This is a genomic window from Nonomuraea sp. NPDC050328, assembly GCF_044459405.1.
Taxonomy (GTDB): domain Bacteria; phylum Actinomycetota; class Actinomycetes; order Streptosporangiales; family Streptosporangiaceae; genus Nonomuraea.
The window spans coordinates 726,029-747,979 of record NZ_JBITIW010000003.1 but is presented as its reverse complement, the minus strand read 5'-3'; the positions used below and the strand labels follow the sequence as shown (position 1 = coordinate 747,979).

Annotated in this window: 20 protein-coding genes; 7 read left to right on the top strand and 13 right to left on the bottom strand. The window is 72.0% G+C overall.

Features of this window, described 5'->3' with window-relative positions; genetic code table 11:
* Both ACIBG7_RS14925 and trxA read left to right on the top strand, forming a co-directional pair.
* Entirely contained in the window at positions 1-2,343 is a 2,343-nt protein-coding gene (locus ACIBG7_RS14925) for an ExeM/NucH family extracellular endonuclease (protein ID WP_357931158.1), read from the top strand.
* A gap of 130 nt (positions 2,344-2,473) precedes the next feature.
* On the top strand, positions 2,474-2,851 hold the full coding sequence (trxA, locus tag ACIBG7_RS14920) for a thioredoxin (protein ID WP_357931156.1): 378 nt from the start codon (positions 2,474-2,476) through the stop codon (positions 2,849-2,851).
* Between the two features lie 71 nt (positions 2,852-2,922).
* Here trxA and ACIBG7_RS14915 read toward each other — a convergent pair whose 3' ends face one another.
* From ACIBG7_RS14915 to ACIBG7_RS14895, 5 genes are all read right to left on the bottom strand, one after another.
* Positions 2,923-3,684 (bottom strand): SAM-dependent methyltransferase, encoded by a 762-nt coding sequence (locus tag ACIBG7_RS14915; protein WP_357931153.1) that lies wholly within the window; start codon positions 3,682-3,684, stop codon positions 2,923-2,925.
* An 81-nt stretch (positions 3,685-3,765) separates the two neighbouring features.
* Positions 3,766-5,103, bottom strand: coding sequence for a class II 3-deoxy-7-phosphoheptulonate synthase (locus ACIBG7_RS14910; RefSeq protein ID WP_357931151.1), 1,338 nt, complete (start codon positions 5,101-5,103; stop codon positions 3,766-3,768).
* A gap of 66 nt (positions 5,104-5,169) precedes the next feature.
* On the bottom strand, positions 5,170-6,336 hold the full coding sequence (locus tag ACIBG7_RS14905) for a hypothetical protein (RefSeq protein ID WP_397336512.1): 1,167 nt from the start codon (positions 6,334-6,336) through the stop codon (positions 5,170-5,172).
* The gene (locus ACIBG7_RS14900) at positions 6,330-6,962 is read right to left on the bottom strand and encodes a hypothetical protein (RefSeq protein ID WP_397336510.1); all 633 of its coding nucleotides are present in this window, start codon (positions 6,960-6,962) and stop codon (positions 6,330-6,332) included. The genes ACIBG7_RS14905 and ACIBG7_RS14900 overlap by 7 nt, the downstream gene beginning before the upstream one ends.
* Positions 6,963-6,981: 19 nt before the next feature.
* Complete coding sequence (locus tag ACIBG7_RS14895; RefSeq protein WP_397336509.1) at positions 6,982-8,217, bottom strand: FAD-dependent oxidoreductase; 1,236 nt, start codon at positions 8,215-8,217, stop codon at positions 6,982-6,984.
* Between the two features lie 71 nt (positions 8,218-8,288).
* Between ACIBG7_RS14895 and ACIBG7_RS14890 the strand changes: the two genes are divergently transcribed.
* From ACIBG7_RS14890 to ACIBG7_RS14875, 4 genes are all read left to right on the top strand, one after another.
* Positions 8,289-8,876, top strand: coding sequence for a sigma-70 family RNA polymerase sigma factor (locus ACIBG7_RS14890; protein ID WP_397336508.1), 588 nt, complete (start codon positions 8,289-8,291; stop codon positions 8,874-8,876).
* The gene (locus tag ACIBG7_RS14885) at positions 8,873-9,673 is read left to right on the top strand and encodes an anti-sigma factor (protein ID WP_397336506.1); all 801 of its coding nucleotides are present in this window, start codon (positions 8,873-8,875) and stop codon (positions 9,671-9,673) included. The genes ACIBG7_RS14890 and ACIBG7_RS14885 overlap by 4 nt, the downstream gene beginning before the upstream one ends.
* Before the next feature lie 85 nt (positions 9,674-9,758).
* Positions 9,759-12,062, top strand: coding sequence for a M64 family metallopeptidase (locus ACIBG7_RS14880; RefSeq protein ID WP_397336505.1), 2,304 nt, complete (start codon positions 9,759-9,761; stop codon positions 12,060-12,062).
* Positions 12,043-12,549, top strand: coding sequence for a GNAT family N-acetyltransferase (locus ACIBG7_RS14875; RefSeq protein ID WP_397336503.1), 507 nt, complete (start codon positions 12,043-12,045; stop codon positions 12,547-12,549). The genes ACIBG7_RS14880 and ACIBG7_RS14875 overlap by 20 nt, the downstream gene beginning before the upstream one ends.
* On the opposite strand, the gene ACIBG7_RS14870 is transcribed toward ACIBG7_RS14875, so the two are convergent.
* A complete protein-coding gene (locus ACIBG7_RS14870) occupies positions 12,527-13,486 on the bottom strand; it encodes a phosphotransferase (protein WP_357931138.1) in 960 nt (319 codons plus the stop codon). The genes ACIBG7_RS14875 and ACIBG7_RS14870 overlap by 23 nt on opposite strands.
* Before the next feature lie 58 nt (positions 13,487-13,544).
* Between ACIBG7_RS14870 and ACIBG7_RS14865 the strand changes: the two genes are divergently transcribed.
* Entirely contained in the window at positions 13,545-14,450 is a 906-nt protein-coding gene (locus tag ACIBG7_RS14865) for a hypothetical protein (protein WP_397336501.1), read from the top strand.
* Here the strand turns inward: ACIBG7_RS14865 and ACIBG7_RS14860 are convergent.
* The 7 genes from ACIBG7_RS14860 to ACIBG7_RS14830 form a co-directional block, all read right to left on the bottom strand.
* Positions 14,428-15,285: an aldose 1-epimerase family protein gene (locus tag ACIBG7_RS14860; RefSeq protein WP_397336500.1), complete on the bottom strand. Its 858-nt coding sequence runs from the start codon at positions 15,283-15,285 to the stop codon at positions 14,428-14,430. The genes ACIBG7_RS14865 and ACIBG7_RS14860 overlap by 23 nt on opposite strands.
* A 20-nt stretch (positions 15,286-15,305) precedes the next feature.
* Entirely contained in the window at positions 15,306-16,319 is a 1,014-nt protein-coding gene (locus tag ACIBG7_RS14855) for a LacI family DNA-binding transcriptional regulator (protein ID WP_357931129.1), read from the bottom strand.
* Entirely contained in the window at positions 16,316-17,659 is a 1,344-nt protein-coding gene (locus tag ACIBG7_RS14850; protein ID WP_397336499.1) for a GH1 family beta-glucosidase, read from the bottom strand. The genes ACIBG7_RS14855 and ACIBG7_RS14850 overlap by 4 nt, the downstream gene beginning before the upstream one ends.
* Positions 17,656-18,486, bottom strand: coding sequence for a carbohydrate ABC transporter permease (locus tag ACIBG7_RS14845; protein ID WP_357931123.1), 831 nt, complete (start codon positions 18,484-18,486; stop codon positions 17,656-17,658). The genes ACIBG7_RS14850 and ACIBG7_RS14845 overlap by 4 nt, the downstream gene beginning before the upstream one ends.
* Entirely contained in the window at positions 18,483-19,445 is a 963-nt protein-coding gene (locus ACIBG7_RS14840) for a sugar ABC transporter permease (protein ID WP_357931120.1), read from the bottom strand. Before ACIBG7_RS14840 ends, ACIBG7_RS14845 begins: the two co-directional genes overlap by 4 nt.
* A gap of 108 nt (positions 19,446-19,553) precedes the next feature.
* The gene (locus ACIBG7_RS14835; protein ID WP_357931117.1) at positions 19,554-20,888 is read right to left on the bottom strand and encodes an ABC transporter substrate-binding protein; all 1,335 of its coding nucleotides are present in this window, start codon (positions 20,886-20,888) and stop codon (positions 19,554-19,556) included.
* A 336-nt stretch (positions 20,889-21,224) separates the two neighbouring features.
* The gene (locus ACIBG7_RS14830; protein WP_357931114.1) at positions 21,225-21,941 is read right to left on the bottom strand and encodes a CHAP domain-containing protein; all 717 of its coding nucleotides are present in this window, start codon (positions 21,939-21,941) and stop codon (positions 21,225-21,227) included.
* Between the last annotated feature and the right edge of the window lie 10 nt (positions 21,942-21,951).

Genomic DNA, 21,951 nt, shown 5'->3' with positions numbered 1-21,951 from the left:
ATGCGTGTTCTGTCCAGGGCCTTCGCCGCCCTCGTCGCCGTCGGCGTCAGCGCCGCCGGCCTGACGGCACTTTCCGCCCTACCGGCCTCCGCCACGCCGGGTGACGTCGTCATCAGCCAGGTCTACGGAGGTGGCGGCAACACCGGCGCCCCGTACACCCACGACTTCGTGGAGCTGTTCAACCGCAGCTCCGCGCCCGTCTCCCTGAACGGCTGGTCGGTGCAGTACGCCAGCGCCACCGGATCCGGCCACTTCGCCGCCAACACCGTCGCCATCAGCGGTTCCCTCGCCGCCGGCCAGCGTTACCTGGTCCGTATGGGCGGCGGCAGCACCGGCAGCGAACTGCCCACCCCCGACGCCACCGCCTCCATCCTGATGGGCGCGGGCGGCGGGAAGGTCGCCCTCGTCAAGTCCGACACCGGCCTCGCCTGCAACGGCGCGCCGGTCGCGTGCACGCCGGAGCAGCTCGCCCAGGTCGCCGACCTGGTCGGGTACGGCAACGCCACCTTCGGCGAAGGGAGCGCGGCCCCGACCCCCTCGGCCACGCTCGCCGCGCTGCGCAAGTCCGGCGGCTGCCTCGACACCGACGCCAACAACGCCGACTTCGAGACCGGCGCCCCCGCCCCTCGCAACACCGCGAGCGCCGCCACTCCCTGCGGCGGCAGCTCCCCCTCGCCCAGCCCGAGCACCAGCCCCACGACCAGCCCGAGCCCGAGCCCCAGCCCCACCGCCGACCCCTGCGAGGCGCCGGCGACGCACCAGATCGCGCAGGTGCAGGGCAGCGGTGACGCCAGCCCGCTGGCCGGGCAGAACGTCCGCGTCGAGGGCGTCGTCACCGGTGACTTCCAGAAGAGCACCCAGCTCAGCGGCTTCTACCTCCAGGACCCGACCCCGGACAACGACCCCAAGACCTCCGAGGGCCTGTTCGTCTTCGCGCGCGACACCTTCAAGGACGTCAAGGTCGGCGACCGCGTCCTGGTCAGCGGCAAGGCCATCGAGTTCAACGGGCTGACCGAGCTGTCCCCGGTCACCTCGGTCGGCGTCTGCGGCACCGGCACCGTCGCGGCCCAGCCGTACGAGCTGCCCCGGCCGGCCGGCGTCACCTTCGAGCCGGTCGAGAACATGCTCCTCACCTTCCCCGAGACGCTCACCGTCTCCGAGCACTACAACGTCGGCCGCTTCGGCGAGGTGCTGCTGTCCTCCGAGGGCCGGCTGTACCACCAGAACGACCGTCCCGGCGTGACCGTCGAGGCCAACCTGGCCCGCTCGCTGCTGCTCGACGACGGCTCCGGCGACTCCGACCCGCAGACCGTCCCCTACTCGGTCCGCAACGGCGACACCGTCAAGGGCCTGACCGGCGTGCTCGGCTACAGCTTCAACCTCTACCGCCTGCAGCCGGTCAAGCCGGTCGACTTCGCCGCGACCAACCCGCGCCCGGCGCAGCCGGCCAAGGTCGGCGGCAACGTCACCGTGGCCAGCATCAACACCCTCAACTGGTTCACCACCCTCGGCTCGCGCGGCGCCAGGACGCCCGAGGAGCAGAAGCGCCAGCTCACCAAGCTGGTGGCCGCGCTCAAGGGTCTCGACGCCGACGTCGTCGGCCTCATGGAGGTCGAGAACAACGGCCAGGTCGCCCTCCAGGCCCTGGTCGACGCGGTCAACGCCGAGGTCGGCGCCGGCACCTACGCCGCGCTGAAGCACCCCTTCCCGGGCACCGACGTGATCCAGGTCGGCGCGATCTACAAGCCGGCCAAGGTCAAGCCGGTCGGCGAGACCCTCTCCTCCGAGGACCCGGTCAACAACCGCCCGCCGCTGATCCAGACCTTCCGCCGCGTCTCGGGCGGCCAGCCGTTCACCATCGCGGTCAACCACCTCAAGTCCAAGCAGAGCTGCCCGGCCTCCGGCCCCGACACCGACCAGGGCCAGGGCTGCTGGAACCCCACGCGGGTACGGCAGGCGGAGGCCCTGGTGAAGCTGCTGGACACGCTGGACGTCCCGCACCCGATCATCCTCGGCGACATCAACGCCTACAGCGAGGAGGACCCGATCCACACGCTGGAGAGCGCCTCCTACACCAGCCTCACCAAGAAGTTCGTGCCGCTGGCCGACCGCTACAGCTACGTCTTCGAGGGCCGCTCCGGCGAGCTCGACCACGCCCTGGTCGGCAAGCAGCTCCTCAAGCGGGTCACCGGCGCGACCATCTGGCACATCAACGCCGACGAGCCGCGCATCCTGGCTCCGTACGGCACCGGCCACCGGCCTGACCTCTACCAGGCCAACGCCTTCCGCTCCTCCGACCACGACCCGGTCCTGATCGGGCTCGACATGCCCGGCGGCAAGTAGCCTCCACCCGGCACCGCGGCGGCCCCCCTCCCCAGCTCGGGGAGGGGGGCCGTTGTGGAATGCGTTCAGTGGGTAGGTGGTTGAGTAGGGCAAGACCGATAGACCGTGACCGAGTAACGAGGAGCCACGCGTGGCGACCATCGAAGTAACCGAGCAGAACTTCAACGAGATCGCCGACAAGGGCATCGTGCTGCTGGACTTCTGGGCCGAATGGTGCGGACCGTGCCGGGTGTTCGGCCCGATCTTCGAGAAGGCCTCGAACAAGCACGAGGACGTGACCTTCGGCAAGATCGACACCGAGGCTCAGCAGGCGCTCGCGCAGGGCTTCCAGATCACCTCGATCCCCACCATCATGGCCATCCGCGACGGCATCGTCGTCTTCGCGCAGCCGGGCGCGCTGCCCGAGCCGGCGCTGGAGGACCTGATCGGCCAGGTCAAGGGGCTCGACATGGACGCGATCCGCGCTGAGCTGGCCGACGAGATGCAGCAGGCCGCCGAGCAGAACTGAGGCCCGGCCAACCGAAAAGACCCCGCCGCGGCGGGGTCTTTCGTGTGTCCAGGGGTGTTCTGGGGATCCGGTCAGGCCTTGAAGCCGACGCCCGCGTACCCGATCGGCGGCGTCTTCTCCGGCTCGCCCTCGGGCCGCCAGTCCTTGGGGTGCACCAGCCCGGGCTCGACCAGGTGATAGCCCTCGAAGAAGCGCCCGATCTGGCTCTCGGTGCGCAGGTTCAGCCCGGCGGTGGAGCGCCGGTAGATCTCCATCGCCTCGGCCGTCAGATCGGGCGCGGCGTCGATGGCGTGGCTGACGACCAGCGCGCTGCCCGGCACGCTGACCTCGCGCAGCCGGTCGGTGAGCGCGTAGGCGGGCTCGTCGGGGATGAAGTGCAGCAGGCAGAGCATGACGAAACCGACCGGCTCGCTGAAGTCGACGTGCTCGCCGAGCTTGGCGAGCAGGTCCTCCGGCTGCCTGACGTCCGCCTGCACCACGCTGACCTGCGAGCCGGCCAGCAGCGCGCGGGCGTGGGCGCAGACGATGGCGTCGTAGTCGACGTACACCACGCGCGCCTCGGGGGCGGTCTCGTGGGTGTTGCCCTGCGTGGGCAGGCCGGAGCCCAGGTCGACGATCTGCCGCACCCCGGAGTCCACCAGGTGCCGTACGGCCCGCCGCAGGAAGGACCGGTTCTCCAGCGCCGAGTCCCGGGTGTTCGGGAACAGCCGCAGGATCTGGTCGGCGGCGGCGCGGTCGGAGGCGAAGTTGTCCTTGCCGCCGAGGTAGTAGTCGTACATCCGCGCGACGTTGGGGACGCTGGGGTCCACGCCTTCCGGAACCTGCTCGCTCACGATTTCTCCCGAAATATCACGGCATTCGGGGATGATCATACGGCTTGCGCCCCCCTCTCCGAGGGCGCAAGCCGTACAAAGTCACACCGAACGGTAGAGCTCGGCCACCCGGAAGGCGAGGTCGAGCGACTGCCCCCGGTTGAGCCGCGGGTCGCAGGCCGTCTCGTAGCGCAGGGCCAGGTCGTCCTCGAGGATCTCGGCCCCGCCGCCCACGCACTCGGTCACGTCGTCGCCGGTGAACTCGATGTGCACGCCGCCCGGGTGGGTGCCGAGCGCCCGGTGCACCTCGAAGAAGCCGCTGACCTCGTCGAGCACGTCGTCGAGGCGCCGGGTCTTGTAGCCGCCCGCGGCCTCGAAGGTGTTGCCGTGCATCGGGTCGCAGATCCAGGCGACCTGCGCGCCGCTGCCCGAGACCTTCTCCACCAGCGTGGGCAGGTGGTCGCGGATCTTGCTCGCGCCCATCCGGGTGATGAAGGTGAGCCGGCCCGCCTCGTTGTCCGGGTTCAGCTTCTCCACCAGCGCCAGCGCCTCCTCGGGCGAGGTCGTCGGGCCGAGCTTCACGCCGATCGGGTTGCGGATGCGCGAGAAGAACTCCACGTGCGCCCCGTCGAGCTGGCGGGTGCGCTCGCCGATCCAGACCATGTGCGCCGACACGTCGTACGGCAGGCCGGTGCGCGAGTCGATGCGGGTGAGCGCCTGGTCGTAGTCGAGGATGAGCGCCTCGTGCGAGGAGTAGAACTCGACGGTGTGGAACTCCTCGGGGTCGGCCCCGCAGGCGCGCATGAAGGCCAGCGCCTGGTCGATCTCCCGGGCGAGCTGCTCGTAGCGGCGCCCGGCGGGCGACTCGGCCACGAAGTCCTGGTTCCAGGCGTGCACCTGGCGCAGGTCGGCGTACCCGCCCTTGGTGAAGGCGCGGGCCAGGTTCAGGGTCACGGCGCTGGAGTGGTAGGCGCGCAGCAGGCGCTGCGGGTCGGGCGTGCGCGACTCCTCGGTGAAGTCGAACCCGTTGACCATGTCGCCGCGGTAGGCCGGCAGCGTCACCTCGCCCCGGGTCTCGGTGCCCTTGGACCGCGGCTTGGCGAACTGCCCGGCCAGCCGGCCGATCTTCACCACCGGCACCCGGCCGGCGTAGGTGAGCACGATCGCCATCTGCAGCAACGTCTTGAGCTTGTTGCGCACGTTGTCGGCGGTCGCCCCGGCGAAGGTCTCGGCGCAGTCGCCGCCCTGCAGGACGAAGGCCTCGCCCCTGGCCACCGCGGCCAGATCGGACTTGAGCTGGTCGCACTCGCCAGCGAAGACCAGCGGCGGCAGGGTGTTGAGCTCGGCGACGACGCGCCCGAGCGCGGCGGGGTCGGGCCACTCGGGCTGTTGCGCCGCGGGCAGGTCACGCCAGGAGTCGAGGTTAGAGAGTGCGCTCACGAGATACGAGGGTATTCCACCCGCTGAGCCGGTCGGCCGAGTTGTCCACGTTCTGAGAAGGGATTTTCACGTTGTGGTCGACGGAGCGTCCGGCCCGGGGGGAGGCGCGCTCGTCCGGCGCCTGCGCGTGGCCAGGGCCAGCGTGCCGGCGACGATCAGCAGGCCCACGCCGGCGGCCAGCAGCCCGCCGTACCCCGCGGTGAGCAGGGGGTCGGGCCGGACCGCCTCGATGCGGCCGGCCGGGCCGGCCACGAAGCGGCTGCCGGGGGACAGGCCGGCGGCGGGCGGGGCCGCGGTCAGCCGGTCGGCCGCCTCCAGCGCGCCCGCCGGGTTGACCAGGCCGAAGCCGAGGGCGTCGTCGTGTTCGTAGCCGTCCTGGTCCAGCCAGCCGCCGTCCGCGCCGGGGAGCCGGGCGGAGGCGAGCAGCGACTCGACGACGCGGCCCGGCCTCAGCTCGGGGGCGTGCGAGCGCACGAGCGCCGCCGCCGCGGCGACGTAGGCGTTGGACACGGGCGCTCCGGTCAGCTCCCAGAGCCGCTCGCCGGGCCCCGGCAGGGTGGTGCGCCGGCCGGGGGCGGCGAGCAGGACGCCCCCGGCGCCGGCGGCGTACTCCGGCGCCGTGGGCTCGCCCTTGTCGGTGAGGGGGGTCACGCCGATCACCCCCGGCAGGCCCGCAGGGTAGGTCTCGCCCGGGCACTTCCAGCCGGCGGGGCAGACCGGGGCGGGCGCGACGACCACGGCGCCGCGCTTCGTGGCCTCCGCGACGGCGGCCATCATGTCGGAGCCGGGCCGTTCCCAGTAGGTCTCCACGACGATCACGTCGGCGGACTGCTCCGCCGCCCACCTGATGGCGGTGCTGTCGGCCTGGTGGGGCCGCTTGTTCTTCCACCAGTCGTCGTAGGCGGCCGTGGTGGGGAAGTCCTCGGGTTCGAGGTCGACCTGCGCCGACAGGAAGCTGACGCCCGGGGCCAGGCGCTTGATCAGCGTGGCCACGGCGGTGCCGCCGATGTTCGCGGTGCCGCTGCGCCCGGTGAGGTTCTCGCGCGCCTTGACCGACCCGGCCAGGGCGGGGATCTCGGCGATGCCGCTGGAGACGAGGGCGACGCGGACGCCCTGGCCGGTGCTGCGCTCGGCGGCGGCGGTGAAGTCGGCGCCGGCGCTCTCGTAGGGGTCGCCGGCCGGGCCGAGGGCCAGCGTGGCGAGCAGGACCGCCGCGACGCTCTTGATCAGCATGTGACGAGCTCCTTGAGCGTGCAGGGGTCGGCCTTGGCCGTCATGCCCTCGGCCAGCTCGGTGGCCAGCCGGTGGGCGAACCGCGCGGCCACCCCGGACTCCAGGGCGTGCTCTGGCCGGGCGTCGGTGTAGGCCGCGGTGGCGAGCACCAGGTAGGGGCCGCCGGCCGCCACCCCGGTCTCCCGCACCTGCTCCTCCGCCAGCCGCGCGGCAGCGGTGCCGGGCACGCCGAACGGGAGCACGCCCGCCCCGGCCTCCCTGAGCTCGGCGGGCAGCGCCGAGGAGTCGTGGCCGTCCAGCACCACGAGGGCGACGTTGGCGGCGAGGGTCTGGCCCGGGTCGGCGTAGGTGGCCAGCAGCACGCTCGCGCAGGACTGCCGGAGCGCCGTGGCCGCCGCGGGCGTGAGGGAGACGGCGCAGTCGCCGCGCCCGGTGACGGCCAGTCGCTCGGCCCCGGTGGTCAGGGCGGGGAAGACCTCGCCCGCGGTCCGCGTGTACCAGCGGGCCGCGACCTCGGCCCGCTGGGCGCGCTGGATCTCGGCCACGGTGGGCGGCCTGCCGTACTCGGCGGCCAGGGCCCAGGCCCCGCCTCCGGTGAGGACGAGGCCGAGCACGGCGATCAACACAATGGCGATAAATCTGCCTTTATGTGTTGAAAGTCCCTCTTCGTTCACGAAGAGGGACAGTAGGGGATGAAAGTCTCTGAACGGTCACGTGCTCCGGCCGGACGCCGAGGCCGATGAAGCGCCTGACCAGGCGGCCGAGCACCGGGATGCGCGAGATGTCCGGCGGGACGGGCGGCCGGCCGCCGAGGGTGGGACGGATGACCCGGTTCTGGGTGACGACCTGGGCGAACTGGGTCACCTTGGTCGGCCACAGCCGCCGCTTCTGCACCAGCGCGAGCGTCGAGTCGGGGATCGGCGCGCCCGAGCGCAGCGAGCCGGCCAGCAGGTTGGCCGCGGCGACCGCGTCCTGGACCGCCAGGTTGATGCCCACCCCGAAGATCGGCGACATCGCGTGCGCGGCGTCGCCGATGCACAGCAGGCCGGGCACGTGCCAGCGGCGCAGCCGGTTGACCGCGACGGTGAGCACGCTGACGTCCTCGAAGCCGGCGATCTCGCCCAGCCGGTCGGTCAGGAACGGCAGCAGCCGCGCCAGCGGCTCGTGCAGGGCCCGGATGCCGCCGGCCTTGAGCTCGTCGAAGCCGCCCTTGGGGATGACGTAGGCGAGCTGCCAGTAGCTGTCGCGGTTGATCGCGACCATGAAGTGCCCGGCCGACAGGCGCAGGAAGGTCTCGTCCGGATCGCCGGGCAGCCGGGAGGCGCGGAACCACACCACGTCCATCGGCGCGCCCAGCTCCTCCGGGACCAGCCCGGCCGCCACGCGCAGGGCGGAGGTGCGGCCGTCGGCGGCCACCACCAGGTCGGCGCGGATCTCGTGCTCGCCTTCCGGGGTGCGGTAGCGGACGCCGCGCACCACGCCGTCCTCCCGGATCAGGCCATGGGCCTCCGCCTTCATGATCAGCCGGAAGGTGGGGCACTCCTTGGCCGCCTCGGTCACCAGGGTGAGGAAGTCCCACTGCGGGACGAAGGCGATGTAGTCGTAGTTTCCCGGCAGCCCGCGCAGGCTGGCCAGGTCGGCGGTGCCGCGGTCGGTCCACAGCCGGATCGCGCGGGTCTTGCGGTGGGGCAGGTCGTGGAAGCGCTCGGCCAGGCCGAGCTCCTCCAGCACCTGCAGGGTGGACGGGTGGATGGTGTCACCGCGGAAGTCGCGCAGGAAGTCGGCGTGCTTCTCCAGGAGGGTCACCTCCACGCCGGCTCGGGCGAGGATCAGGGCCAGGACGGCTCCGGCGGGTCCGCCGCCGGCGATCACACAAGTCATAATTCATCACCTAGTGAAATTATGCCATCGGCCACCGCAATCCGACAGCCCCGCCGCGCCGAATCACCGGTGTGACCAAGCCAACCGCGCACCCGCTGACCCCGGTGCCACGGGAGCCCGGCCTGGAAGAGCTGCTCACCGCCGTGGCGGCGGGCGGCGAACAGGCCTTCGAACGGCTCTACGACCGGCTCGCCGGCCCGGTGTACGGGCTGGTCCTGCGCGTGCTGCGGGACCCGGCCCAGGCCGAGGAGGTGGCCCAGGAGGTGCTCGTCGAGGTCTGGCGCACCGCCGCCCGCTTCGACGCCGCCCGCGGGTCCGGCCTGTCCTGGGTGATGACCATGGCCCACCGCCGCGCGGTCGACCGGGTCCGCTCGGCCCAGGCCGCCGCCGACCGCGAGCACCGCGCCGGGACGCGCTCGGCCGAGGTGCCGCACGACCACGTCGTCGAGGAGGTGACCGTCCGGCTCGAGGGGGAGCGGGTCCGGCGGTGCCTGGGCGGGCTCACCGAGGTCCAGCGGCAGGCCGTCACGCTGGCCTTCTACGGTGGCTACAGCTATCCCGAGGTGGCGGGCCTGCTGCGCGTCCCGCTCGGGACGATCAAGACCAGGATGCGCGACGGGCTGGTCCGGCTGCGCGACTGCATGGGAGTGGAACGATGAACCCCGAGATCCACGCCCTGTCCGGCGCCTACGCCCTCAACGCGCTCGGCAAGGCGGAGGAGACCGAGTTCGAGCGGCACCTGTCCGGCTGCTCGGCGTGCTCGGCCGAGGTGCGCGGGCTGCGCGAGACCGCGGCGCTGCTGGCCCTGGACGCCGCCGCGGCGCCGCCCCCGGACCTGCGCGCCCGCGTGCTCGCCGCCGCCCGGCACGTACGGCAGGCGCCCCCCGACCTGACCCCGGCCACGCGGGTCGAGCAGCGCACCGGCCCCCTTCCGCGACGCGCCCGCGCGGGAGGACGGACCGGCCCCGGCAAGCGCCGCCCCCGCCGGTCGTGGCCGGTGCGGCTGGCGCTGGGACTCACGGCTGCCGCGACGGTCGCGGCGGCGGTGCTCGGCGTGGTGGCCTTCGACGGGCTGCGCGACCTGGAGCGGGTCCGCGAGACCCAGCGGGAGCTGGTCGAGGTGCTCGCCGCCCCCGACGCCAGGACGCTGCGCCGCCCGGTCACCTCGGGCGGGACGGCGACGCTGGTGGTCTCCCGCGAACGCGGCCGCCTGCTGTTCGCCGCGCACGGCCTGCCCGCCCTGCCGGAGGGCCGCGTCTACGAGCTGTGGCTGATGGGACCGGGCGGCGCCCGGCCCGCCGGGCTGCTCACCGACGACGGCGCGGGGCAGACCCTGCCCCTGCTGACCAGCCCGGAAGCCGACGACCGCCACCTCGGGCTGACCGTCGAGCCCGCGGGCGGCTCCGCGCAGCCCACCACGGTCCCGCTCCTGCTCGCCGAGCTGCCCGGGACCTAGGCGCACCGGACCGCGGGGATCTGGAGAATGTGACATGGTTCGGCGATGATCGGGACGTCCGGAACACCCCCGAAAGGTCCCGCCCATGCGCCGAACCCTCGCCGCGCTCCTGCTGTTAGCCCTCGCCGTCACCCCCGCCGCACCCGCCCAGGCCGAGACCGCGCTTCCGAGCGCGGGGCCGGGCAGCGCCACGGTCGTCCCGGTCCAGGTGACCGGCAGCCCCGCCAAGCGCTTCAACGTCATCGTGATGGGCGACGGCTACACCGAGAGCCAGTTGCCCGCCTTCGCCGCCGACGTCGACCGCCACCTGAACGTCATGTGGTCCATCGAGCCGTTCAAGTCCTACCGCAACTACATCAACGTCTACCGGCTCGACATCGTCTCGGCCGAGTCGGGCATCGACTGCGACCCCGACCTCGGCTCGCCCCGCCGCGACACCCCGCTCAACATGGGCTTCTGGGGCGGCTGCAACCCGGCCAGCGTCCAGCGCCTGGTCACCATGAGCAACTCCGCCGCCAACACCTACGCCAACCTCGTCACCGGCACCTCCTCGGCCAACCGGCAGATCCTCGCCCTCGGCAACAGCGGCACCTACGGCGGTGCGGGCGGCGCCTACGCCACCGCGACCGGCAGCAACGCGATGTCCGCCCTGATCAGCCCGCACGAGCTGGGCCACTCGCTGGGCGGGCTCCAGGACGAGTACGACTACTACCAGCGCGGCGTGCCCGGCGGCGCCTACTCCGGCGCCGAGCCCTCCAGCCCCCACCACACGCTGCTCACCGAGGCCCAGATGGCCGAGCAGCGCCGCAAGTGGTGGCGCTGGCTCGGCGAGGAGAGCGAGTCGGGCGGCCCGATCGGCCGTTACGAGGGCGGCCTGTACTACTCCACCGGCGTCTGGCGGCCCAGCCGGCACTCGATGATGAAGACGCTCGGCTACTACTTCGACCAGGTCAGCCGCGAGATCATGGTCCGTCGGATCTCCGCGAAGACCGACCTGGTGCAGAGCTCCACCCCGGCCGGCGCGCCGGTGGGCGCCGACCGCGTGCTCTGGGTCGAGCCGATGCACCCGGTCTCGCACGCCCTCACCGTCACCTGGTCGCTCGACGGCGCCGAACTGCCCGCCACGGGCGTCGCGCTCGACCTACGCACCCTCGGGCTGAGCCCCGGCACGCACACCGTCCAGGCGGTCGTCGCCGACCCCACCGGCTTCGTGCGCGACCCGGCGATCAAGGCGGCGCTCAGCCGTACCGTCTCCTGGACCGTGGACACCGCGCTGAGCACCCCGCCGGACGGCGTCGAGCCGGGCATCGTGGCCTCGACCCCCACCGAGCGGCCGGTCGGCGGCACCGATGTGGTCTACGTCGAGACCACCCACCCCGCGCGGAGCGTCCCGCGGGTGACCTGGACGCTCGACGGCACGCCGGTCGGCGACGGCGGGCCCGCCCTCGACCTGGAGCCGCTCGCCCTGAAGCCGGGCACGCACACGCTCACCGCCACCGCCGGCGGGCAGAGCCGTACCTGGACCGTGGACGCCACCGCGCCCGCGACCGCCTACGAGCTGTCGGCGCCGCTGGTGCGCTCCGGCGACACCTACGTCTACAACGGCCCGGTCGAGATGCGGCTGACCGGCGCCGACGAGCACCCCGGCTACGTAGTCTCCGAGTCGCGGGTGGACGGCGACGGCTGGTTCAACTACTTCGGCTGGCCCACCTCCTCCGAGCTGCCCTGGCGCTTCACCGAGACCGGCACCACCATCGACCACCTGGTCTTCGGCCGGCTGCCGCGCGGCCGGCACGTCATCGACTACCGCTCCATCGACGCGGCCGGCAACGCCGGCGCGGAAAAATCGTTCACCGTGACCACCATCGCGCCGCCGCCCGCGTGCACCCGCACCGTCACCGGCGCCCACACCGGCCCGCTCACCGTCGCCTCCGGGGTGACCTGCCTGAACGGCGCCCAGGTCAAGGGCCCGGTGACGGTACGGCGAGGCGCCTCCCTGATCGTGTCCGGCGGCTCGGTCACCGGCGCCGTCACCGCCACCGGCGCGGCCGACGTCCAGGTGCTCAACGCCCGGATCACCGGCGCGCTCAGCGTGCACGGCACCACCGGCTCGCTGGTGCTGGCCGGGATGGAGCTGCGCGGCGCGGCGACGCTGACCGGCAACGCGGATCCGATCCTGACCGGCACTACGATCAACGGTGCGCTGTCGTGCGCGGGCAACACCCCGGCCCCGGTCGATCTCGGCGTCCCCAACCGCCTCACCGGAGCCGGCCAGTGCGCAGCCATCCAGGCTGCAGCCGATGCCAAGCGAGCGGCAAGCGAGCCGTACGAGGCTGTGATCAACTCCGCAGCTCCCGAGAAGGGCACCGATGACCATCTACACGACTGACCGGCTGACCGTCCGCATGTGGACCGACAGCCCGGCCGACGTCAAGCGCCTGGACGACATCATGAGCCGGGAGGAGGTCACCCGCTGGCTGCCCGGCGCGGTGCCGCCCGCGGCCGATCTCGTGCCGCGCTACCGCGCGCACAGCGAGCCCGACCCGACCCTGGGCGTCTGGGCGATCGAGGAGCGCGAGACCGGCGTCGTGGCCGGGACGATCCTGCTCAAGCGGCTGCCCAACGGCGACGACGAGGTGGAGGTCGGCTGGCACCTGCACCCGGACATGTGGGGCCGCGGCTACGCCACCGAGGCCGCCCGCGGCGCGCTGGAGCGGGCGTGGGCGGCCGGGATCGGCGAGGTCTACGCGCTGACCTTCCCCGACAACCACCCCTCGCAGGCCGTCTGCCGCCGCATCGGGATGAGCCACATCGGTCAGACCGACCGCTGGTACGGCGTGCAGGCCGAGCTGTTCAGAGTCGAGCGAGCGCTCTGACCAGCGACTCGGTGGTCAGTGCCCGGAGCGGGGCGTAGTCCTCCTCCGGGTACTGCCGCGGGCCGTTCTCCACCAGCATGATCAGGTAGAGGTAGACCCGGTAGAGCGCCAGCCGGGTCTGGTCCACCTCCAGGGGCGCCACCTCGCGGTAGCCGGCCAGCACCGGGTCGTCCTCGGCCAGCTCGCCGAAGAGCGTCGGGGTGACCAGGTCGGCCAGCGGATCGCCCCAGAAGGCGCGTTCGAGGTCGATCACGGCCTGGATGCGCGGCTCGCCGGTCAGGTCGAGGAAGACGTTGCCCGGCCACAGGTCGAAGTGCACCAGCCGCGGCTCGCGCACCGCGTCGAGGGCGGGCGCGGCCCGGTGCACCAGCGCGCGGATCTCCTCCACCGGCGCGGGCAGCGGCGTGGGATAGCGCTCGGTGTCCTTCAGCAGCGCCTCGACCATCGCCAGGTAGCCCGCCCGCCAGCTCGGCGCGGCGATCCACGGGTAGCCGAAGCTGTCGCCGCGCACCGAGTTGAGCCGGGCCAGGTGGCCGCCCAGCTCCCGGCGCAGGGCGAGCTGCCGGTCCGGGTCGAGCCGGGCGTGGTTCCAGGGCACGCCGTCGAGCTCCCGCAGCAGCAGGTAGTCGCCGCCCAGCACCGGGTCGTCGAACCCGGCCGCCAGCAGTCCGGCGAGCGGAACGCCCGCCGCGGCGGCCAGCTCGTAGGCGTGGGCCTCCATGCGCAGCAAGCCGCGCTCGTAGGTGAGCTGATCGAGGTCCGGTGAAGGTGACAGTTTCAGCACCACCCGGCGACCGTCATGGAGGCTCAGCCGCCACACCGCGTTGGCGAAGCCGTCGGTGAGCTCTTCAGAGAGGTTCACCCCGGCGCCGAGCGCGCGGCGGGCCAGCGCGTCGAGCTGCTCGGGGGTCAGACGGCGCTTGGTCCGGCTGTGCATGATCGTACGATACCGGGGCCATACACATTTCATGGTCATTCACGACTTACCGGACCCCGTGACGGAGACGAAGGGGACCAGCCACCGGCCGGTCCTCGCCGCGGGCAGCAGGCTCGCCATGGTGTGGAAGGGCCAGCGCGAGGACCGCGGGCTGTGGTTCGCGCTCTGGCAGGACAGGGAACGCCGCTGGTCGCCCCAGCAACCCGTGCGGGTGAGCGGCGGCGCGCCGGACACCCGCCACGCCCCGGGGCTGTGGTGGTCGGCCGAGGACGAGCTCACCCTCGCCTGGACCGACGCCGCCACCGCCCGCATCCAGGTCGCCAGGGCAGCCGTGGCCAGGGGGAGCACGGCCGACGAGGTGACGTGGACCGGACGGCTCGACCTCGGGCCCGACTACGTCGCCGAAGGCGGCCCGGTGCTCGGCCGCTTCCCCGGCGGCGCGCTGCACCTGGCCTGGCGGGCCAGGACCGGCACGCAGATCCGCTTCAAGCGCCGCGCCGCCGACGGGAGCTGGGGGAGCGGGCCCAAGGCCGTGCCCTCCGCCCGCTCCGACGCCGACCCGGCGATCGTGCTCGCCGACCTGGACAGCCGTCCCGGCCTGCTCTACCGCGCGCCCGACACCGGCCAGCTCAAGTACCGCTCGCTGCACGAGGCGGCCGACACCCCGAGCACCGTCAGCCTGGCCAGCGTCACGGGCGTGCCCGCCTGGGCCGAGATCCCGCACTCCTGGCAGGGCGACTACCTTCGGCTGATGGCGTGGATCCCGCAGGGCGCCGACGACGTGCAGCTCTCGACCAGCTCCGAGACCGGCGGCTGGTCGACGCCGGTCGTGGCCAAGGGCATCCGGCCGACCAAGGCCGGGCTCAGCGCGGCCGGCTACCGGGGCCGGATCTTCCTGGCGTGGTCCGGCGCCGCGCACCAGATGATCGAGTACCTCCGGCTCACTCCGGCCGAGCTGACCTGATCGTCCAGCTCGCGCTGTGGCTCTGCCCCGGCGCAAGCGTGATCAGGTCGTCGCCGGAGTTGAAGGCGTCCGGCGGGCAGGTCATCGGCTCGACCGCCACCCCGCGGTAGCCGAGCTGCGCCCCGGTGCAGACCTGCACCCACGGCAGCACGGCGGGGTCCCACTCCATCAGGACCCCGCCCACCCGGGCCCGGCCCTCGGCCAGCCCGGTGAAGGCGTGGTCCACGTCCACCCCGGCCGTCGTCCTGGCCTGCCCGAAGTCGTACGGCGTCGCCGCCACCTCGGCCAGCTCGGCCGGCAGCAGCGCCGCGTCGGTCAGGAGCACCCGCCCGGCGGGCAGCTCCAGCTCCTCGCCCACCAGCCACGGATGCGGCCCGCAGCCGTAGGGAGCCGGGTCGGCGCCCCGGTTGGCCGCGGTGAGCGTGGTGGTCAGGCCGCCGGCGTCGAGCCGGTGGGTGACCTCCAGGTCGAGGGTGAACGGATACCCCGCCACCGGCGTGACGGCGTGGGCCAGCCGGACCCACGCCTGCTCCTCCTCGACCGCGACCTGCTCCACCGGCCGCCAGTCGGCGGTGGCGACCAGCCCGTGCAGCGCATGGCCGCGGTCGGGCTCGGTCACCTCCAGGTGGTGCTCGCGCCCGCCGAAGCGGTAGCTCGCCTGCCCCACCCGGTTGGGCCAGGGGGCCAGGATCGTCCCGGCGTAGAAGGGCACCGGGCCCTCGGCGGGCCAGCTCGTGATCAGGTCGCGGTCACCGTGGCGCAGGGCGCGCACGGCGGCGCCGCGCACGCTCCACTCGGCGGTGTACCCGGCGGCGATAAGGGGGGATCCTTGCACGGTGCCAGGATACGGGCAGCTCAGGCGCTACCGCGCGGCACCAGGTGGGTGTCGAGGATGACCACCTGGTGCTGCGGCTGCTCGCCGTTGATCCGCGCCACCAGGAGCTGGGCCATCTGCCGGCCCATCGCCTCGGTCGGCTGGTGCACGGTGGTCAGCGGGGGATCGGTGTGCAACGCCACCTTGGCGTCCTCGAACCCGACCACCGCCACGTCCCCCGGCACGCGCCGGCCGGCCGTCTTCAGCGCCCGCATCGCGCCCACGGCCATCAGGTCGGAGGCGGCGAAGACCGCGTCGAGATCGGGATCGGCCTCCAGCAGCGCCGCCATCGCGGTGGCGCCGCTGGCCTCGGAGAAGTCGCCGTAGGCGACCAGCTCCCGGCGGCCGGCCGCCGACAGGGCGTCGCGGTAGCCGGCCAGCCGGTCGACGCCCACCCCCATGTCCTGCGGGCCGGCGATGGTCGCGATGCGCTCGCGGCCCAGGCCCAGCAGGTGCTTGGCGGCCTGCCGGGCGCCGGTGCGGTTGTCGATGTCGATGTAGCTCAGCCGCTGGAACTGCGCCGGGTCGAGGCCGACCGGCCGGCCGCCGAGCACCGTCGGCACGCCGCGGTCCTCCAGCCGGCCCGGCAGCGGGTCGGCGCCGTGCAGCGACAGCAGCAGCACGCCGTCGACGTGCTGGCCGGTGAGGTACTCCTCCAGCCGCTTGTGCTCCGAGCGCGACTGCGACATCGCCAGGATGAGCTGCAGCCCGGTCTCGGCCAGGTAGGTCGCGATGCCGCGGATGGTGCCGGCGAAGTACGGCTCGTCGAAGACCCGCAGCTCCGACTCCGAGACCACCAGGGCCACGGTGTCGGTGCGGCGGGTCACCAGCGTGCGGGCGGCCCGGTTCGGCACGTAGCCGAGCTGGTCGATCGCGTCGAGGACGGCGCGGCGAGCCTTCTCGCTGACGTTCGGCGAGCCGTTGATCACCCTCGACACCGTGCCGCGGCCCACGCCGGCCAGCGCGGCCACGGCTTCGAGTGTCGGTCGGTTCATGCGGACATTATGGTCCGCGAATACCAGTGGGCGCTGTCCTTGAGGATGCGCTTCTGGGTCGGGAAGTCCACGTAGACCAGGCCGAACCGCTTGCCGTACCCCCAGGCCCACTCGAAGTTGTCCATCAGCGACCAGGCGAAGTAGCCCTCCAGCGGCACGCCGGCCTCGATCGCCTCGCTGCAGGCGCGCAGGTGGCCCTCCAGGAAGGCGACGCGCTCGGTGTCGTGCACGGCGCCGTCCTCCAGCACGTCGTCGTAGGCCGCGCCGTTCTCCGAGACCACCAGCGGGATGGCCGGGTAGTCGCGCTTGAGGCGCAGCAGCGTGCGCTTGAGGCCGTCGGGCTCGACCTCCCAGCCCATCGAGGTGGTCGGCAGGCCGTCGCCGAGGAAGGAGACGTGCTCGTTGCCCACCCACGGCGAGCCGGTGTCGGTCGGCGCGGCCGAGGCCGAGGCCTTGCCGCCGGGTGCGCCGGAGACCGTGTACGGGCTGTAGTAGTTGATCAGCAGCAGGTCGATCGGCGCGCCGACCAGCTCCTGGTCCTCCTGGCTGAAGGAGACGCCCCAGTCGTCCAGCACGTCCTGCGGGTAGGCGCCCTTGAGCAGCCCGTCCAGGAAGAAACGGTTCTGGGCGCCGTCGATGCGCCGCGCGGCGTCCACGTCGCGGGGGTCGTCGCTGGCCGGCCGTACCGGGTAGAGGTTGACGCAGCCGCCGACCCGCGAGCCGGTCAGCCGCCGGGCGGCCAGGCCGTGGGCCAGGTTGAGGTGGTGAGCCGCCTGGACGGCCTGCGCGGGCTCGCGCCGGCCGGGGGCGTGCTCGCCGGAGGCGTAGCCGAGGAAGGCCGCGCACCAGGGCTCGTTGACCGTCGCCCAGGTGTGCACCCGGTCCTTGAGCGCGTCGTGCACCGCCTCGGCGTAGTCGGCGAAGCGGTAGGCGGTGTCGCGGTTCGGCCAGCCGCCGGCCTCCTCCAGCGCCTGGGGCAGGTCCCAGTGGTAGAGGGTGAGCCAGGGCTGGATGCCGTGCTCCAGCAGGTCGTCGGTGAGCCTGCGGTAGAAGTCGAGGCCCTTGGCGTTGATCCGCCCGGCGCCGTCGGGCTGCACGCGCGGCCAGGACACGGAGAAGCGGTAGGCCTTCAGGCCCAGCTCCGCCATGATCTGGACGTCCTCGCGGTAGCGGTTGTAGTGGTCGATCGCGACCTGCGCGTGGTCGCCGGCGACCACGCGGCCCGGCTGGGCGGTGAAGGTGTCCCAGATGGAGACGCCGCGACCGTCGGCCGTGGTCGAACCCTCGATCTGGTAGGCGGAGGTGGCGGCGCCCCAGACGAAGTTGGCCGGAAATTTCATGCCTTGACAGCACCTTCCATGATTCCGCCGACAATCTGGCGGCCAAACGCGACGAAAACCACGATGAGCGGAATGATAGACAGCGCGGTCCCCGCGAAGATCAATGTGTAGTTCGTGGCGAAACGCATGTTGAGCTGGGTGATGGCGATCTGCACCGTCGGGTTCTCCCCGGTCAGCACGATCAGGGGCCACATGAAGTCGTTCCACATGAGCATGAAGGTGTTGATCCCGAGCACGGCCATGCCCGGCCGTACCGCCGGGAGCACCACGCTCCACCACACCCGCAGCGTGGAGGCCCCGTCCACGCGCGCCGCCTCCACCAGCTCGTTCGGCACCGCCTGGGTGGTGTACTGCGTCATCAGGAAGACGCCGAAACCGTTGAGCAGGTAGGGCAGGATCACCGCCTGCAGCGTGCCGGTCCACTCCAGGCTGACCATCAGCCGGTAGAGCGGCACCACGCCCATCTGCTGCAGCGGCACCATCATGGTCAGCAGCACCGCCATCAGCAGGATCTTGCTGCCCTTGAAGCGCAGCCGTGCGAAGGCGAAGCCGGCCAGGGTCGAGATCAGCACGACCGAGACGGTCACCGTCGTGGCCACGATCATCGAGTTGAGCAGGCCGGTCAGGAACTTGGCGTCCTCGTGCTGGAGCACCGCCATGATGTTCTCGCCCAGGTTGCCGCCGGGCAGCAGCGGCGGAGGCACGGCCACCGCCTCGGAGTTGGAGCGCGAGGCGATGACGAGCATCCAGTACAGCGGGAAGACGGAGAGGATCACCGTGAAGGCCAGCATGACCCGCGTCATGACGGCCGGCTTCCAGTTCGTCACCTGATCCTCCTCACGAGCACGAAGTTGATCGCCGCGCCGACCAGGATCAGCAGGAACAACATCCACGCCGCGGCGGCGGCGTAGCCGTAGTCGAACTCGCGGAAGCCCTGCTTGACGATGAACATCGCCACCGTCTGGAACTGGCCCTGCGAGCCGCCGTCCACGTTGCCGTTGTAGAACGTCGTCGGCTCGGCGAACAGGGTCAGGCCGCCGATCGTGGAGTTCAGCACGACGAAGATCATCGTGGGCTTGAGCATCGGCAGCGTGATCTGCCAGAACTGCCGGCGGCGCGAGGCGCCGTCGATCGCGGCCGCCTCGTACAGGTCCTTCGGGATGGTCTGCATCCCGGCCAGGAAGATGATCGCGTTGTAGCCGGTCCAGCGCCAGTCCACCATCAGCGCGATGGCGATCCAGCTCGGCAGCCGCTCGGCCCGCCAGTTGATCGGCTCGACGCCGACCAGGCCGAGCAGCCAGTTGGCCAGGCCCCAGTCGCGCGCGAAGAGCTGGCTGAACACGATCGCCACCGCCACCACCGAGGTGACCAGCGGGAACAGCACGCTCATCCGGATCGCCAGCCGGAAACGCAGCCGCTTGTTCAGCGCGTTGGCCAGCATCAGCGCGATCAGCATCTGCGGCACGGTGGCCAGGAAGAAGATGCCCGTCGTGTTGGTGACGGCGTTCCAGAAGTCCTCGTCGGCCAGCAGCTTGGCGTAGTTGTCCAGGCCCGCCCACTCCGTGGTGCCGGCCAGGTCGTAGTCGTAGAGCGAGTACCAGAGCGTGAAGACCAGCGGGAACAGCCCGAAGGCGGCGAACAGCAGGAAGTAGGGGGAGACCAGCAGGTACGGCACGGCCTTGAGGTCGAAGGCGGACCAGCCCCGCCGGCCGGTGGAGGGCGTTCTGCGGCGCGAACCGCGGGGAGGCCGGTGGGCCGCGGGCGGCGGCGCCACGTTGAGGCTCATGGGAGACCTTTCCAGACGGGTCGGGAACGATCCGGTACGGCGGGGCGGCCGGGCCCCCGCTCGGCGAGTCGGCGGGCCGCGCCGCCGTACCGGAGTCCGGGATCTAGGTCAGCCCGCGGCCTTCACCGCGTCGTCCACCAGCTGCTGCCAGGCCTTGTCGTGCGGCACGGAGCCGTCGTCCATGCCCTGGATGACCGACTCGATGGCGTTCTTGACCTGGGCGTGCTTGACGCCGAGGAAGACCGGCTGGAGCGAGGCGGCGGACTTGGCGAAGATCTCGCCGGAGGGCGCGTTGTCGAAGAACTCGCTCTTGGCGCCCTGCACCTTCGGGTCGGCCTGGGCCTTGGTGTTGCTCGGCATGTTGCCGAACTCGGCGAAGACGTCGGCCTGGACGGCGGCGCTGGTCAGGTAGTCGGCGACCTGCGCGGCCTCCTTCGGGTGCTTGCTCTGCTTGGGCACCGCGAGCCAGGAGCCGCCCCAGTTGCCGCCGCCGCCCGGGACCGCGGCGACGTCCCACTTGCCCTTGCCGGCGTCACCGGCGTTGCCCTGGACCACGCCGAGCATCCAGGAGGGGCAGCCGAGGGTGGCGAAGGAGCCCTTCTGGGTGCCGGTCGCCCACTCGTCGGTGAAGTTGCGCAGCTTGGCGGTCAGGCCCCCCTGGCTCATCTTCTGGGCGAAGTCGAACGCCGTCCTGACCGCCGGGTTCTTGTCGACGATCAGGTTGTTGTCCTTGTCGAAGTAGGTGACGTTGCCGTTCTTGGCCGCCTCCTGGTAGAGCAGCACCTGGTAGAGGGTGTTGGTGCCGTCGGTGAACTTCGTGTCGGGCACCTTGGCCTGGAACTGCTGGCCCACCTTCATGAACTCGTCCCAGGTCGGCCACAGGGCGCTGACCTCGTCGCGCTCGGAGGGCAGGCCGGCCTTCTTGAACAGATCCTTGCGGTAGCAGAGGCTCATGCCGCCGATGTCGGTGCCGAGGGCGAAGACCTTGCCGTCGCCGGCGACGCCGTTCTCCCACTTCCAGGCGGGGAAGTCGGCCTGGCGCTTGTCGAGCCCGAACTCCTTCAGGTCGGCCCACCAGGCGCTGTTGGCCTTCGCCAGGCCCATGCCGCCCTCGTCGATGCCCACCACGTCGCCCGCGCCGCTGCCGGCCTGCAGCCACTGGATCATCTGGGGCCAGTACTGCTGCTCGAACTGGTCGGTGAGGTTCTCGTGCTTGATCTGGATGTCCTTGTGCTCGGCGTTCCACTTCTCGACCGCGGTCTTGTAGCCGAAGTTGGCGCCGCCGCCGAAGGTCTGCACGCGGATGGTGATCGGCTCGGCCTGCGCGGCGGGGGAGCCGGCGCCGCCGGTGGCCGCGGGGGTGGTGGTGCCGTTCGAGCCGCAGGAGACCAGCGCCATGGCGGCCAGGGCCGCGACCGCGCCGCGGCGCTTGCTGATGGTCATGAGGTCCTCTTTCGTGTGCGCCCGTGGGGGATTCGGGGGTGAGGCTTGGGAGCGCTCCCATGAAGAGTGGCCATGGTGGGCTCGCTCGTCAACGGGCTGAAACACAACCGTGACCGAGAGAGCGTTTTCTGGTTTCTTAAACGGATATGTCGGCATGAAGGGGACGGAGGGGATGCTGGGAGCGCTCCCATACTGGGTGTCGCGAAACACGCAAGAAACGCCCGCCCCTGGGGAGGGGCGGGCGTCTCTTGGGGAGGGGGTGCCCCTGGGAGGGGCGGGCGCTTCTGCGGTGGTCACCGGGAAGTGGAGGCGGCCCGGGGGACGGGCCGCGAGCTCCTACTTGCCGTACTCGGGGTAGCCGTAGCCGACGACCTGGGACTTCGGCCGGACACGCTGCTCGACCTTGCCGTTGCCGGTGTTGCCCTCGATCGTGGTGATCGTGCCGTTGCCGTTGTCCTTCTCGACGAAGCCCACGTGGGCGATGCCGTCCAGGCTCTTGCTGCCGGACCAGGAGAAGAAGACGACCGCGCCGGGCTTGGGCGTGGTGCCCCAGCGGTTGTTGTTCTTGAACCACTTGGCGTGGGTCACGGTGTAGGCGTCCCAGCCAACGGAGCTGCGGGCGCCGGTGTGCTCACCGACCCAGGACACGAACATCGAGCACCAGGCGGCGTTCAGGTAGGCCTTGGTGGAGCCGCCGTCACGCTTGATGGTCTCCTGGGCGCGCTTGGAGGCGGCGTACCAGTTCTGGAACTTGGTGCCTCCGCCACTGGAGTTCTCGCTCACGCCGATCTGCTGACGGGCGAGGCCGAGGACCTTGGTGAGGGACGGCTTGGCCGGCATGGCGGCCTTGGGTGCCGCGGCGGGCGCGGCGGGTGCTTCCTTGGGGGCGTTGAAGGCGAGTGCGGCGACCTCGGGGACGCCGCCGATCTCGGGCTTGACGGTGTCAGCGTGTGCGACGTGGGCGCCGAATCCGGTGGCCGCGAAGAGGGCGGCGCCGAGACCGGCGGAGACGAGCTGGGCCTTGGAAGGACGCACGCGACGGTGTTTTGCCATGAGGGAAAGG